This window comes from Mesorhizobium sp. CNPSo 4661, from assembly GCF_057784215.1.
On record NZ_JBWGIO010000004.1, the window covers coordinates 67,151 to 81,910 of the forward strand.

Below are 14,760 nucleotides of genomic sequence, written 5' to 3' on the forward strand. Positions count from 1 at the left end.
CGGCAAAAACCGGCTCCGCGGTTGTGAATAAATTGTGGCGACGGTGTGGCATGACACCGCTACCATTTGCCGAACAGCCGCCCGTCGATGGTGACTAGGCCGAGTCCGATCAGCGTCATGCCCCCGATCTCGAACATCGCCAGCCGCTCGCCGAGGAACAGGAAGCCGAGCAGCACCGCGCTGACCGGCACGACCAGGGTGACCAGCGAGGCATTGGTGGCGCCGGCCGAGACGACGAGGTTGAAATAGAGGATGTAGGCAAAGGCGGTGGAAAGCAGCGCCAGGCCCAGCACCGCGGCCCAGACGGGTGGCGAAACCGAGAAAAGCCCCGCAGGGCCATACGCAATCAGCACGACCGGGATCATGATGATGGTCGATGCGGTCAGCTGCCCGGTAGCGACGACCGGCGAAGGCACGCCCTTGAAGCGACGCGCGATCATCAGGGCGACGGCATAGGAGAGCGAAGCGCCGATCAGCGCGAACTTCGCCCACACCGGTCCGCCAAGCCCGGCAAGCAGGCCAGGGCCGATCATCACCGCCGTGCCGGCGACGCCAAGGGCGATGCCGGCCAGCTTGTTCCAGGACAGCTTCTCGTCCGTGGTGAGCGCATTGGCCAGGATCAGCGTCCAGAACGGCGTCGTCGCGTTGAGCACCGAGGCGACGCCGGCGCCAAGCTGCGTCTGGCCAGCGAAGATCAGCGAGAACGGCACGACATTGTTGGTGAGCGCCAGCAGGAAGAAGAGGCCGGCATGCGGCAAGGCGAGACGGAAGGACGGACCGCGGACCGCCAGATAGAGCTGAAGAGCTATCGCAGCGATCGCGACGCGAAACAGCACCAGTGCCAGCGGATGGATCTCGGAAACGGCAATGCGGGCAAAGAAGAACGAGCCGCCCCAGATCGCACCGAGCAGGAGAAGCTGCGCCCAATCTCTGAGCGTCATCGGTCCGCGCGTCGGCGCGGCGGCGGCCGTAATGGACATGTCCTGTTCCTCCCCGGAGCCGATCGCAACCTCAGCCCAGCAGACATCTCAACAACCGATATCGGGTTCGGCGGCAAGGGCCACCCGAAAGCTGACTGGTGGTTTAGCGTTGGCAAGAAAATGCGGCCGGCCGCGCGGGATGGCCAGACACAGAACTGTTTTCTTTGGCGGCTAGCTAGGATTAATTGTGCACGCTCCAGACCTGAGGATTCGTCCATGCAACGATTCGAAAATGCCCGTGAGGCGGCACTGGCGCTTCGTCCGGACGATCCGGTCTATTGTTTCCGGCCGCAGGTGCTGAAGGCCGATGCCTTGCAATTCATGGGCATGTTTCCCGGCAAGACCGCTTATGCGGTGAAGACCAATGGCGAGCAGATCGTGCTGAAGACACTGGTGGAAGCTGGCGTCAGCACCTTCGACGTCGCGTCGCCCGGCGAGTTCGCGGCCGTGCGCGCGGTCTCGGCGGATGCCGAGATGCTCTACATGCACCCGGTCAAGGCGCAGTCCGACATCAAGCTGGCGCTGGAGAAATACGGCATCAGGGTGATCTCGCTCGACCATGAGGACGAGATCACCAAGCTGACGCGCGTCGTGCGGGCGCTCGATATCGACCCGGGCGCCATCACCGTCTTCGTGCGCATCCAGACCAAGGGCCACGCGGCTTACGAATTGTCGAAGAAATTCGGCGCCGGGCCCGCCAATGCCGTCGATCTCGCAGAGCGGTTGAACCGCACCGGCTACAAGGTAGGCCTCTGCTTCCATGTCGGCAGTCAGATCGAGGATCCCGACACCTATGAACGCGCGCTCGCCTCGGCCGACTGGGTGCGCAACCGTCTGACCTTCGATATTGCCGGGCTCGATGTCGGCGGCGGCTTCCCGGCCGAATACGGCCATGATCCCAACCGCAAGCACATCGAGATGCCGTCGCTCGGCCAGCTTATGTCGCGGCTGGCCGGCGACCTGAAAGAGTATCAGTTCGACCAGGTGCCCCTAGTGGCCGAGCCCGGGCGCGTGATCGTGGCGCGCTGTCTTTCCCTGATTGTTCGCGTCCTGCTGCGCAAGGGCAAGCGGCTTTACATCAATGACGGCATCTGGGCGTCGCTGTCGGATTCATGGACCGGCAAGATCACCCTGCCGGCGCGCTTCATTCCCGATCCCGCGATCCGTACCCGCAACGGCGACGAAAACACCATCGTGCCGTTCAAGGTCTGCGGCGCGACCTGCGATTCCGTCGACATCCTGTCCAGGCCATTCTGGCTGCCGGAAACGGTCGACACCGGCGATTGGATCGAGATCGGCCATATCGGCGCCTACTCGCTGTCGCTGAGGACGCGATTCAACGGCTTTTACCCCGACGCCTTCGTCGAAGTGACGACGCCGTTCGATGAGGGTGACGCGCCGCAAGGGTTCGCGAGTTTGGAGACGATGGCGGATTGAGCTCTCCCTTCTCCCCTTGTGCGAGAAGGTGTCGCCGAAGGCGACGGATGAGGGGTGCTCCAGCGAAAGCCAGCGTCTCACTCGGCTGGAACACCCCTCATCCATCTCGGCGCTGCGCGCCGATCCACCATCTCCCCCTAGGGGGAGAAGGAGAGGGCGCCTACAGCTTGGCGAGCAATTCCGGCGTCGGCCAGCCATCGACCGGCAGGCCAAGCCGCATCTGCTCCTTACGGACCGCCTCGCGCGTGTTGGTGCCCAGGATGCCGTCGACGGTGCCGACGTCGTAACCCTTGGCCTCGAGCTTGGTCTGCAGCGCCTTCATCTGGTCGCCGCTCAGGCCTTGCTCGGGCGTACGCGGATCGAATTGCGGCGCGCCGGCGAGGCGAGTGGCAAGCACGGCCGCGGTCAGCGCATAGGTGAAGGACTGGTTCCACTCGAGATAGACGTCGAAATTGTCGTAGGTCAGGAAGGCCGGGCCCTTGCGGCCCATCGGCAGCGCCAGGCCGGCTTTCAGACCATTGTCGATGAGCGGGTTGCCATTGGGTTCGGTGACCCCCCATTGCGCCCACTGCGACAACGGCAGCTTGTTGGTGCGGCCGGTCTGGTCCCATGGCATCTCGTCGGGGACGCGCACTTCCTGGACCCAGGGCTGGTCGCGCTTCCAGCCGCGCGACATGATCTTGTTGGCGGTCGTCATGATGACGTCCGGCACGCTGTTCCTCAGATCGACCTTGCCGTCGCCATCGCCGTCGACGCCTTCGGCCAGATAGTCGGTCGGCAGGATCTGTGTCTGGCCGATCTCGCCGGCCCAGGCGCCCTTGACGTCGGCCGGCAGCACACCGCGGTCGATGAGGGTGAGCAACGGCACCAATTGCTGCCGGAACAACTGAGGCCTGCGGCAATCATGCGAGAGCGTCACCAGTGCATTCAGCGTATGGAAATCGCCCTGCACGGCGCCGAAGTCGGTCTCCAGCCCCCAGAAGGCGGCGATGATGGCCGGCTGTACGCCGAACTCCTTGTCGGCGCGGTCAAAGACGTCGGCATATTTCTTCAGATTGGCCGCGCCCTGCTTCAGGCGGTACGCCGAAATCATGCGGTCGGAGAATTCGGTGAAAGCCTGGGTGAATACGCCTTGGGCGCGGTCGCGCGCCAGCGCCCGCTCGTCGATGGTGGCGTCCTCCAGCGCGTCGAGGCCGACGGCGCCGACGCCGGCCGCCTTGGCTTCGGCTGCCACGCCCTGCTTCCAGGCCTCGAAATCGCCGCCGCATTCCTGCGCCGCGGCGGGCAGCGCAAGCACGCCGACAAAAAGCGCCGCGAGGATTTCAACGCGCAATCGCATCGCTTTCCTTTCGAGACCGGCGCATGGCCCCATCGTGACCCCGAAAGGATCGGAAAGGCGCATGCGAGGATTTCAAAGTTCAGGAGCCGCGCCAGGCACTCGCACGAGCGCGCCGCTCCAGATTACCAGCGGTTGCATGTTTCGCCGCCCGCCCTGTCGAAAAGCAGGCGGGGGATCGGATGTCAACGGGTGTTCTGCCGCAGCCACTTCTTCCAGGCGGCTTCCGAGCCGTTGAAGACATTGATGTCGGACTTGCCGGTCATGCCGGGCACGATGCCGGTGCCGGTGTACTGCCAGAAGGCGAAGGGGTGGCTGCCGTATTTCTCGCGCGGGTGGCCGGCGACCGAGCGCAGCCAGTAGGGATAGCCGCGGAACGTCGCCAACTGGTTGTCGTCGAAGAAGTCGAGCGAGGTGTAGATGATCGGTTTCTTGCCGTAGTAGCGCTCGACCATCTGGAGGAAGACGGTCATTTCGCTGCGCACCGTGGCCGGATCGGGGCGCAGCCTGCAGGTCGGCGATTTCGGGTTCCATTCCATGTCGAGCACCGGCGGCATCGCCGACGGGTCTCTCGGGACATTGGCGATGAACCAGCGCGCCTGGGTTTCGGCCGGCGTGCAGAAATAGAAGAAATGGTAGGCGGCGCGCGGAATTCCGGCGGCCCTGGTACGCGCCCAATGCTCGTTGAAATAGTCGTCGAAGCGGTCGCCGCCTTCGGTCGCCTTGATGAAGGCGAAGGAGATGCCGCTGGCCCTGGCCGTCGGCCAGTCGACCGAGGTCTGGTATTTGGAAACGTCCGTGCCGTGGATGGCGTAATTCCACGGCGCGCCGCTGTCCCATTCATGCGGCTTGGAATCGTCGAACTTGGGCGCGCGCACCGCAACCGCCGGCGCGGACGGCGACAGCGGCGACAGATCGTCCACGGTCGAGCAGGCGCAGAGCAGCGTCAGCATCAGGATGGCCGCAAGACGGCGCATGGCGTTCCCCGGGGCCGGATCCAGCCGGCCGCTGATGGGTCCTTCCAGATGGCCATGCTTGCGCCGGCCCCCCTCGAACGATCGCCCCACAGGATCGTCCGATCGACTCAGTTGATCGCCGAACATGGTTGATAATCCATTGACGGCGCTCGACGACACCGGTGATTTTGCGGGAGCAAAGGCGGCAAATCGATGACATAAATCGAGCCGGCGAATCCAAAAGGGCGGTAAAGATGCGGGCTGTCGTGAAGTTCATCAAATGGCTGCTTGGCCTTGTGATCCTGGTGGTGGCAGCACTCTTCGCCTGGCTTTATTTCGCTCCGCCGGAGCTGATCCGCGTCGGCTCCGGTTATTCGGCCAAGATCGTCTGCTCGAATGTCTTCATCGCCGGCCGCGACGCCAAAGAGGTCCTGGCCGTCGACGTGCAGGCGCCCGGCCATCCGCTTCTCAGGCTGATGAAGGTCTCCGTCGACAAGGAAAGAGGACTGGTCTCGGCTGGCCTGCTCTGGGTTCTCGGCAAGAGCGTCGCGGTCGAGCGCAACGGCGTCGGCTGCGCCTCTGTTCCAGACGGCGATACCGGCAAGGCAAGGCAGACGTCGCTGCGCGCCGCGCAGCCGGCGGCGACGCAGCCCGACGCGCTGTGGCCCGATGGCGAGCGTGTGGACGCTTCGCAGAACCCCGAGGTCGCGAAGATCGTCGACGATGCCGCCATGGCCGGCATTGGCATGCGCGCCGTCGTGGTGGTGAAGAACGGCCGCGTCGTCGCGGAGCGATATGGCGAGGGCTTTTCGGCCAAGACGCCGCTGCTCGGCTGGTCGATGACCAAGACGGTGAATGCGGCGATCGTCGGCACTCTGGTCAAGGACGGCAAGATGGCGGTCGACAACAAGGGCCTGTTCAAGCCGTGGAAGGCAGACGGCCGCGCCGCCATCAGCCTTGCCGACATGATGGCGATGTCGAGCGGGCTGGAGTTCAACGAGGATTATGGCGACGTCGCCGACGTGACGCGCATGCTCTATCTGGAGCCCGACATGGCGGGTTTCGCCGAGGCCAAGCCGCTAAGTGGCGAGGTCGGCAAGGTTTTTTCCTATTCGAGCGGCACGGCGGTGATGCTGTCACGCCTGTGGCAGGACGCGATCGGCGACAAGACGAAGGCGCTGGCATGGCCGCGCACGGCGCTGTTCGAGCCGCTCGGCATGAGGAGCGCGGTGCTCGAGACCGACGAGCAGGGCACCTTCGTCGGCTCGTCATATCTCTACGCCACCGCGCATGACTGGGCGCGCTTCGGCCTGTTCCTGCTGCAAGGCGGGGCCTGGAACGGAAACCAGATCCTGCCCGCGGGTTTCGTCGACTGGATGCGCGAGCCGGCGCCGGCCTCGAAGGTGTACGGCAAAGGCCAGCTCTGGATCGAGGGACCAGGAGACGAGGAAAGGCCGGGGGCGGGCGCTGCCGCCGGCCTGCCCAAGGACATCTACTGGATGGAAGGCCATGACGGCCAGACGGTGGCGATCATCCCGTCGGAGCAGTTGGTGGTGGTGCGGCTTGGGTTGACCCCGGCCAAGCTCGGCTATCGTCCACAGACAATGGTGGGTGCGCTGGTCAAGGCGCTGCACTAACCGGCAGTTGCGTAAGCCTGCCTATGCGGCGGTCGGCAAAGGTTTGGCGCGATCGACGCGCGCCCGCTCGTCAGGCGAGTTCATGACCTGCCAAAGATCGTTGCGGCGTTGGACATTCAGCCAGAAATCCGGGCTGTTGCCAAATACCCGCGCCAGAATGAGCGCGGTCGCCGCCGTCACGTTGCGGCGGTCGTTGCACAATTCGTTCACATGCTTGCGCTGGACGCCCATTGCCTCGGCCAAAGCGGCTTGCGTCAGGCCGAGCGGCTGCATGAATTCTTCCGTGAGGATTTCGCCTACCGTTGCGGGCTTGCGTGCGGTCATCAACATGTCTCACCTCACTTATAGCTGTGGTCGTCCAGGTAGATGTCCGACGCCTCACCGCGGTCACCGTCCCAGCGGAAGATCAGCCGCCATTGCTTGTTGACGCGGATCGAATGGAGGCCTTCGAGATTGCCGCGCAACTTCTCGAAGTGATTACTGGGTGGCACACGCAAATCCTGATCGGTCGCAGCGTCGTCAATCATCTGGAGTTTGCGAAACAAACGGCTTTCGAGATCGGACGGAATGTTGCGATAGTGGATATCGTCCACAAAGAAGGCCCGCAGCCATTCATCTCTAAATCTGACGATCATCGCATGCTTCCAGGGTGGAGATAATGTACCACTCCTTGGGTCATGCCGCAATTGCGCGATTTGTTGATTGCGTTTTGCTTCCGTGCCGATGGCTTCAAACGGCGATCTTGATCACCGCCAGCCAGGCATAGCCGCGATAAAGCGTTCTGAAACGGAAGGTTGCGCCGGCGCTCTGCGATTCCGATTCAAGCACGTCGCGCAGCGATTCACGCGGCGTGACGTGGAATTTCCGCAGCCAGCCGCGCAGCAGGCCACGGAACCAGCGCGGCAGGCCTTCCTGCTGGCCGAAATCGACGACGTGCAGAGAGCCGCCGGGGGCGAGCGCGGCGAGGGCAGCCGATACGGTCTTTTCCCAGCCGGGGATCATCGACAGCGAATAGGAGACGAAGACCCGGTCGAAACGCTCGATGCCGAAGAGAGCCTTGGCGTCGAAATCGGTGGCGTCGCCGCGCGCCAGGCTGACCTTGTCGGCGAGGCCTTCGCGAGCGATGGCCGCGTTCGCCGTCTCCAGCATCTCGGCGGAGATATCCAAACCGAAGAAGCGGGCGTCCGGATAGCGGCGGGCGGCGAGCGCGATGTTGCGGCCGGTGCCGCAGCCAAGCTCCAGCACGGTGCCGTCTTGCGGGACGTCCAGCCCGTCGATCAGCCGGTCGCGGCCGAGCAGATAGTATTTGCGGGTCAGGTCGTAGATGTGGCGCTGCCAGCGGTAGACGCCGTCCATCAGTTCGGCATGGCTGGCCGGCAGCTCCGTCGTGCTCATGCGGCGCGCTTCACATAGAGGTGGAAGCCGCCATAGATGGCCGAGCGGTCCTTCGCCGAGAATTCGCGCGAGGCGTCGGCCTCGTACGTCCACTGGTCGAGCAGCGAGTTGGAGAGACGGCCGGGCAGGAGGCTGGGTTCGGCTGCGGTGCGGAAGATGACGCGCGCGCCGACTGAGGCTGTGCGGGTGATCTCGGTCCACAGTGCGTTGAGCAGGTCGTCGGTCATCCAGTCCTGCGCGTCGAGCAGGACGAAGCGGTCGACGGTGCCGGCGTCCTTGGCGGCCAGGAACTTGATCAGGTTGGCGTGGTGGATGGCGACGCGATCGATGTTGTCGCGGATCGTCTTGTAGTTGCTCTGTTCCAGATAGGCAGGCAGCGCCGCCTCGCCGGGTTGCGGATAGCGGCGGGCAAAGGCCTGCCAGGCAAAATAGTTGTTCTTGAGCGGGAAATCGCAGGCGAGCTTTTCCAGCCGCGCCTTGAGCACGCTCGCCATCGAGCCGTCGCCGGAGGTGATCAGCGAATCATACTGCGCAGGCGGGATGCCGAGGCCGAACAGCGAGGCTTTCCGCGAGGTCGCCCAACGCAGCAGCTTCTTGTCGAAGACCGGCGCCAGCTCCTCGTTGAAGAAGCGACGCTGCTCGCCGATGTTCTGCGCCTTCATGATGCCGGCCGGGTCGACGCCGAACAGCTTGCCGACGCGATGGCCCATGGCGATGAAGAGGCCGAGCAGTCCGGTCTGGTAGAAGTTGCGGTCGAAGACCGAGATGCGGCGGCGGCCGCGCCAGTTGCGGCGCTCCCAGTAATGGCGGCTGACCGCATCGAGATGAGGCGCGATGAAGCGGTCATAGGCATTGGAATTGTGGCTGGTGCCGGTGGCGCCGAAGAAGCGGAACAGATCGCCCTGCGACGGCAGGTGGCGCACCGCTTCCAGCTTCATGCGGTTCAGCGCGATGTGCGCGGCATTGAGATCGACGGCGTCGATCGTGGCCGGCGAGCGGGTCAGGTAGGCCAGGATGTTGCAGCCGCCCGATGCGATTGTGACGATGCGGTGGCCAGCGCCAAGCTGCATGGCCTCCATGTCGACATCCGGATCTTCCCATATCTGCGGATAGACGAGGCCGGAGAAGAGGAAAGCGAACAACCGCTCGGAAATGCCGTCCTTCGACAATACGCGGTTCTGGTAGACGGCCTTTCCGACTTCCTTGCCTCGGCGATAAACGAGTTCTCCGGAAACATCCGACATGGAAAGGTGATTCCCCGTTTGCATTGGCGCAAGCGGGTAGCGCAGCGTCATGACAGGCAGGTGACAGCCTGTTGACGCAAATCTCACACTTTTCCGAACGCTCCCGGCGTCGGCGTGGTGACGATGACGGCTTCGCCTGCATCGAGCGTGGTCTGGTCGCAGGCCTTCAGAACGTCGAGCGAGCCGTCATTGCGCCGGACCCTGGTCGAGCCCGGCTCGCCATCGCCGCCACCGTCGAGGCCTTGGGGTGGGCGATTGCGGTGAGAGGAGAGGATCGCGCATTCCATCTTTTCGAGGAAGCGGATGGTGCGCCTGGTGCCGTCGCCGGCATTCCACTTACCCTTGCCGCCGGAACCCTCGCGGATGTGGAAATCCTCCAATACGACCGGGAAGCGCAGTTCCAGCACTTCGGGGTCGGTGAGGCGCGAATTGGTCATGTGGGTGTGAACGCCGGAGGTGCCGGCAAAGCCACGGCCCGAATTCATCCGGCCGGCCGGCGAGCCGGAGCAGATCGTCTCGTAATACTGGTATTTCTTGTTGCCGAAGGTGAGGTTGTTCATCGTGCCTTGCGCGTTGGCGATCGCACCCATCGCGCCGAACAGCGCATTGGTGACGTGCTGCGAGGTCTCGACATTGCCGGCGACGACCGCCGCAGGGTAGGCGGGCTTCAGCATCGAGCCGTCAGCGATGACGATGTTGATCGGCCTCAGGCAGCCGGCGTTCATCGGGATCATGTCCTCGACCATGACGCGGAAGGCATAGAGCACGGCGGCCCGGGCGACGGGCTCCGGCGCGTTGAAATTGTTCTTCATGACGGGCGACGTGCCGGTGAAATCGACGGTCGCCTCGCGTTTTTGCCGGTCGACGGTGATCTTCACCTTGATTACCTGGCCGGTGTCGGTGGGGTATTCATATGCCGCGCTGTCGGGAAGCCGCTCGATCACGCGGCGCACGCTCTCGGCGGCGTTGTCCTGGACATGGCCCATATAGGCTTCGACGACCTCGAGCCCGAAATGCGCGACCATCTTGCGCAATTCGGCCACACCCTTCTCGTTGGCGGCGATCTGTGCCTTCAGGTCGGCGATGTTCTGGGCGGGATTGCGCGCCGGGTAGGGGTGGTCGGTCAGCAGCGTCTCCAGCTCCTTCTCGCGGAAGCGGCCGCGATCGACGATGCGGAAATTGTCGAACAGCACGCCTTCCTCGTCGACCGTTGTGGCCAAAGGCGTCATCGAGCCGGGCGCGGTGCCGCCGACATCGGCGTGGTGGCCACGCGAGGCCGCCCAGAACAGGATCCCGTTGCGCGCATCGTCGAACACCGGCGTCACCACGGTGATGTCGGGCAGATGCGTTCCGCCATTATAGGGCGCGTTGAGCGCGAAGACGTCGCCGGGGTGGATGTCGCCCGAATTCAGGCGGATGACGGTTTCGACCGATCGGTCCATGGAGCCCAGATGCACCGGCATATGCGGCGCATTGGCGACCAGCGCGCCATGGCGATCGAATACGGCGCAGGAGAAGTCGAGCCGTTCCTTGATGTTGACCGAATAGGCGGTGTTCTGCAGCGTCACACCCATCTGCTCGGCGATCGACATGAAGAGGTTGTTGAAGACCTCAAGCATCACCGGATCGGCTTCGGTGCCGAGTGCTGCCTGCCGTCGTTTCTTGCTCGTTCGGCGCAGGAGAACATGGTCCTTTGCGGTGATCTCGGCCTGCCAGCCCGGTTCAACAACAATGGTCTGGTTGGGCTCGATGATCAGGGCTGGGCCGGCAACCTTGTTGCCCCGCCTGAGGGCTTCGCGGCGGAAGACACCGGCCTCGCGCCATTCGCCTTCGGCGAATATTTTCCGCTTCTCGGAAGCAACAACGGCAAGATCCTGCATCTCCGCTTCGGTTTCCTCGCGGCCCGCGCCGCCGGCATCGCTGCCCTCCACCCCTACAGCTTCGATAATCATCGGCTTGTTTTCATAGACGAACCCGAACTGCGCCTTGTGCGCGGCCTCGAAATCGTCCTTCGCCCGCAGGATCGAGCCATGCTCGAAATTCACCGGCAGAGCCGTGTCGGTGCCGTCGTAGCGGATCTGGAGGATCGGCCTGGCGGTAATCCCGCTCTCGGCGATGCCCTGAGACACAAGTTCGGCGGTCACAGCCCCACGCAGGGCGGCTATGAGATTTTCGATAGCCGGCCTGGATGCGTCCGCGAGCGGCTCCAGCAGCGCTTGCTGGCGCGAGGCGAAGACCGACGAGAGGCCGATGCCATAAGCCGAAAGCAGCCCCGAAAAGGGATGGATGAGCACGGCTTCCATGCCGAGCGCATCGGCGACCAGGCAGGCATGCTGGCCGCCGGCGCCGCCAAAGCAGTTCAAGAGATATTCCGTGACGTCGTAGCCGCGCTGCACCGAGATCTTCTTGATGGCATTGGCCATGTTCTCGACGGCGATGGTGACGAAACCTTCGGCGACCGCCTCAGGCGTCCTGCCGTCGCCGATTTCGGCGGCAAGTGCGGCGAATTTTTCGCCAACCGTGCCGACATCGAGCGGCTGGTCCTGGCCCGCGCCGAAGATCGCCGGGAAGAAATCGGGCTGCAATTTGCCGAGCATGACATTGGCATCGGTCACGGCAAGCGGGCCGCCGCGCCGATAGGCGGCGGGGCCGGGATTGGCGCCGGCGGAATCGGGGCCGACGCGGAAGCGGCCCGCTTCATAGTGCAGGATCGAGCCGCCTCCGGCAGCGACGGTGTGGATGCGCATCATCGGCGCGCGGATGCGGACGCCTGCGACCTCGGTGTCGAAGGCGCGCTCATATTCGCCGTCGTAATGGGCGACGTCGGTCGAGGTGCCGCCCATGTCGAAGCCGATGACCTTTTCGAAGCCGGCGAGCTTCGCCGTCTCGACCATGCCGACGACCCCGCCCGCAGGGCCGGACAGCAGCGCGTCCTTGCCCTGGAACAGGTCGGCGGCGGTGAGGCCGCCAGACGACATCATGAACATCAGGCGCGGTCCAGCGCCCAGTTCGCCGGCCACCCGCTGCACATAGCGAGACAGGATCGGCGAAAGATAAGCGTCGACCACGGTGGTGTCGCCGCGGCCGACCAGCTTGATCAGCGGCGAGACCTCGTGAGAGACCGAGATCTGGCTGAAGCCGATCTTGCGGCAGACTTTCGCGACGGCCTTTTCGTGATCCGGGTATTTCCAGGCGTGCATGAAGACGATGGCGACGGCGTCGATGCCGTCGGCCTTGGCCTGTTCGATCGCCGGACGGCAGGCCGCGATGTCGAGCAGGCGTTCGACGCAGCCGTCGGCGCGGACGCGCTCGTCGATCTCGATCACGCGCTCGTAAAGCTGCTCCGGCAGGATGATCTCCTTGGCGAAGATGTCCGGCCTCGCCTGGTAGGCGATGCGCAAGGCGTCGCGAAAGCCCTTGGTGATAAGCAGCAGCACGCGGTCGCCCTTGCGCTCGAGCAGCGCATTGGTGGCAACGGTCGTGCCCATTTTGACGTCGCCGATCGCATTGGCGGAAATGGCGGCGCCGGCTTTCAAACCCAACAGGTCGCGGATGCCTTGGATGGCGGCATCCGCGTAAGCCTCGGGATTTTCGGACAGCAGTTTTCGGGGATGCAACTGGCCTTGCGGATCACGGCCGATGACGTCGGTGAAGGTGCCGCCGCGGTCGATCCAAAAATCCCATTTCTTTGTTCCCGCGGCTGCCGGCATTCTGTTTATCCACCATGTCTTCGAGCGTATGTTCTGTTAGTTCGGGATTTCAGCGCCAGCAATCGCAAGTTGATATTACACGTCGAAATGCAACGTTACGAAACCGGCGGGCCTGCTGATGCATTTCCCCTGCGACCGCTCACCGAAATGTGAGCGTCTGCTGAAGGAGAGATACCATGAAGAAGCTCATTCTGGCGTCTGTTTCGGCGCTCGCCCTGTTGGGGGTCGCGGCTTGCAGCGACAGTGGCACCGGTACTGACAAAACCACCACGCAAAGTACAAATCCGCCGGCCAACGAGCAGCCCATGAAGCCAGCTTCGCCTGACGCTTCGAAGCCCGCTGAACCGGCTCCGGCAACAAATCCGGCTCCTGCCGCGCCCGCGCAGTAAGAGCCCTGGCAGACTATATCGAGGAAGGCCGGCTTTTGCCGGCCTTCTTTTTTCGCCCTCGATCCCGCGCAGCGGGTGGCCTGCGGCATCGTCCCGGCTTGATAGAACCGCCCGGTTCGCTCTATGAAGCCGGCATGTCGATTTGGGACCGCCTTGGCGACTTCATCGCCCGTGTTTCGTCGTCCGCGTCCTCGGGCGTCGCGGATGTGGTCGAAGCCGTGCGCACCGTTTTTTCGGGCGATCCGGACCTGCGCCGGCGCGTGGCCTTCTCCGTGGCCATGATCGCGCTCTCGGCCAAGATGGCCAAGGCCGACGGCATCGTCACGCAGGATGAGGTGCGCGCCTTCCAGGAAATCTTCGAAGTGCCGCCGAGCGAGACGCGCAACGTGGCGCGGCTTTACGACATCGCCAAGCAGGACGTCGCCGGCTTCGAGATCTATGCCCAGCGCATGGCGCAGCTCTGCGGGTCCGGCCATGCCAACTGCATGATGCTGGAAGATATCCTCGACGGTCTGTTCCATATCGCCAAGGCGGATGGCCTGATTCATGAGCATGAAGGCCAATTCCTGCATCGCATTGCCGAGATTTTTCGGATCGACGAGGCGCATTACGAAGCGATCCTGTCGCGGCACGTCAATCTCGGCGCCGCCGATCCCTATGTCGTTCTGGGCATCGAGCGCGGCAAGCCGTTCGAGGAGGTCAGGAAACGCTACCGCAAGCTGATCTCCGACAATCACCCCGACAGGCTGATCGCGCGCGGCTTGCCGCAGGAATTCATCAAGATCGCCACGACCAGGGTCGCGGCGATCAACGCCGCCTATGAGATGATCGAGCGAGGCCTCAGGCGCGTATGAGCGGTTTCCTGCCCGACCAGCCAGGCGCCGAGGTCCGGGTTTCGCCGAATTTCGGTCCGCGCCGCGAGACGCTACGACCCGACATGATCGTCCTGCATTATACCGGCATGGCAAGCGGGGCCGGTGCCGAGGCGTGGCTGTGTGATCCGGCGAGCGAGGTGTCCTCGCATTATCTCGTTCATGAGGACGGCCGCATCGTCCAGATGGTGCGCGAGAGCGACCGCGCCTGGCATGCAGGCAAGAGTTCCTGGCTCGGGCGCACCGACATCAACTCCTGTTCGGTCGGCATCGAGATCGTCAACCCCGGGCATTCACTGGGCTACAAGGCCTTCCCGAAGCGGCAGATCAGTGCCGTGATCGATTTGTGCGCGGGTATCGTGGGCCGTCATTCCATCCCCGCGGCAAGGGTGCTCGCGCATTCGGACGTGGCGCCGGGCCGTAAGGTCGACCCTGGCGAAAAATTTCCGTGGAAGGCGCTGTTCGTGGCCGGTGTCGGCCACCTGGTACCGGCGGCGCCGCGAAGGCCGGGCGCCGCGTTGAAGGCCGGCGATAGCGGCGCCGATGTCGAGACGCTGCAGTCGATGCTGGCGCTCTATGGCTATGGCGTCGAGATATCGGGTGTCTACGACAAGCAGACGGAAATCGTGGTGGCGGCCTTCCAGCGGCATTTCCGGCGGCGGCTGGTGGATGGTGCAGCGGACAATTCGACATTCCGCACGCTGGAAAGGCTCGTCGCTTCCGTAAAGGCAGCGCCCCTCAAATAGTCGCGACAAGTTCCTTAAATTACAACCTGTCACTGAAAGTGAATTGCGCCGCCTTCAT

The 14,760-nt window shown here is 63.8% G+C and carries 13 protein-coding genes; 5 read left to right on the forward strand and 8 right to left on the reverse strand.

The window, feature by feature from the left end:
* Positions 1–59: 59 nt before the first annotated feature.
* Complete coding sequence (locus tag AC0YKC_RS07015; RefSeq protein ID WP_320295086.1) at positions 60–980, reverse strand: DMT family transporter; 921 nt, start codon at positions 978–980, stop codon at positions 60–62.
* 216 nt (positions 981–1,196) lie between these two features.
* On the opposite strand from AC0YKC_RS07015, the gene AC0YKC_RS07020 reads away from it, so the two are divergent.
* On the forward strand, positions 1,197–2,417 hold the full coding sequence (locus AC0YKC_RS07020) for an alanine racemase (protein WP_488510608.1): 1,221 nt from the start codon (positions 1,197–1,199) through the stop codon (positions 2,415–2,417).
* Positions 2,418–2,577: 160 nt separating this feature from the next.
* On the opposite strand, the gene AC0YKC_RS07025 is transcribed toward AC0YKC_RS07020, so the two are convergent.
* Together AC0YKC_RS07025 and AC0YKC_RS07030 are read right to left on the reverse strand one after the other, a co-directional pair.
* Entirely contained in the window at positions 2,578–3,756 is a 1,179-nt protein-coding gene (locus tag AC0YKC_RS07025; protein ID WP_488510609.1) for a lytic murein transglycosylase, read from the reverse strand.
* A 182-nt stretch (positions 3,757–3,938) separates the two neighbouring features.
* Positions 3,939–4,730 carry a glycoside hydrolase family 25 protein gene (locus AC0YKC_RS07030; RefSeq protein WP_488510610.1) on the reverse strand — a complete coding sequence of 264 codons (792 nt, stop codon included), beginning with the start codon at positions 4,728–4,730 and terminating at the stop codon, positions 3,939–3,941.
* A 233-nt stretch (positions 4,731–4,963) separates the two neighbouring features.
* Here AC0YKC_RS07030 and AC0YKC_RS07035 point away from each other — a divergent pair, with 233 nt between their 5' ends.
* Complete coding sequence (locus AC0YKC_RS07035) at positions 4,964–6,346, forward strand: serine hydrolase domain-containing protein (RefSeq protein WP_488510611.1); 1,383 nt, start codon at positions 4,964–4,966, stop codon at positions 6,344–6,346.
* A 21-nt stretch (positions 6,347–6,367) separates the two neighbouring features.
* Here AC0YKC_RS07035 and AC0YKC_RS07040 read toward each other — a convergent pair whose 3' ends face one another.
* From AC0YKC_RS07040 to AC0YKC_RS07060, 5 genes are all read right to left on the reverse strand, one after another.
* Positions 6,368–6,676: a HigA family addiction module antitoxin gene (locus tag AC0YKC_RS07040; protein WP_112099856.1), complete on the reverse strand. Its 309-nt coding sequence runs from the start codon at positions 6,674–6,676 to the stop codon at positions 6,368–6,370.
* Between the two features lie 8 nt (positions 6,677–6,684).
* Positions 6,685–6,981: a type II toxin-antitoxin system RelE/ParE family toxin gene (locus AC0YKC_RS07045; RefSeq protein ID WP_434723366.1), complete on the reverse strand. Its 297-nt coding sequence runs from the start codon at positions 6,979–6,981 to the stop codon at positions 6,685–6,687.
* 94 nt (positions 6,982–7,075) lie between these two features.
* The gene (locus AC0YKC_RS07050) at positions 7,076–7,741 is read right to left on the reverse strand and encodes a class I SAM-dependent methyltransferase (protein WP_488510612.1); all 666 of its coding nucleotides are present in this window, start codon (positions 7,739–7,741) and stop codon (positions 7,076–7,078) included.
* Positions 7,738–9,036 (reverse strand): BtaA family protein, encoded by a 1,299-nt coding sequence (locus AC0YKC_RS07055; protein WP_320295094.1) that lies wholly within the window; start codon positions 9,034–9,036, stop codon positions 7,738–7,740. Before AC0YKC_RS07055 ends, AC0YKC_RS07050 begins: the two co-directional genes overlap by 4 nt.
* Positions 9,037–9,068: 32 nt before the next feature.
* The gene (locus AC0YKC_RS07060; protein WP_488510613.1) at positions 9,069–12,695 is read right to left on the reverse strand and encodes a hydantoinase B/oxoprolinase family protein; all 3,627 of its coding nucleotides are present in this window, start codon (positions 12,693–12,695) and stop codon (positions 9,069–9,071) included.
* Between the two features lie 176 nt (positions 12,696–12,871).
* On the opposite strand from AC0YKC_RS07060, the gene AC0YKC_RS07065 reads away from it, so the two are divergent.
* The 3 genes from AC0YKC_RS07065 to AC0YKC_RS07075 all read left to right on the forward strand — a co-directional run bounded on the left by AC0YKC_RS07065 (position 12,872) and on the right by AC0YKC_RS07075 (position 14,702).
* The gene (locus AC0YKC_RS07065) at positions 12,872–13,084 is read left to right on the forward strand and encodes a hypothetical protein (protein ID WP_320295096.1); all 213 of its coding nucleotides are present in this window, start codon (positions 12,872–12,874) and stop codon (positions 13,082–13,084) included.
* A gap of 134 nt (positions 13,085–13,218) precedes the next feature.
* Positions 13,219–13,938, forward strand: a complete 720-nt coding sequence (locus tag AC0YKC_RS07070; RefSeq protein ID WP_320295097.1) for a DnaJ family molecular chaperone — start codon at positions 13,219–13,221, stop codon at positions 13,936–13,938.
* Positions 13,935–14,702, forward strand: a complete 768-nt coding sequence (locus tag AC0YKC_RS07075) for a peptidoglycan recognition protein family protein (RefSeq protein WP_488510614.1) — start codon at positions 13,935–13,937, stop codon at positions 14,700–14,702. The genes AC0YKC_RS07070 and AC0YKC_RS07075 overlap by 4 nt, the downstream gene beginning before the upstream one ends.
* Positions 14,703–14,760: the final 58 nt, after the last annotated feature.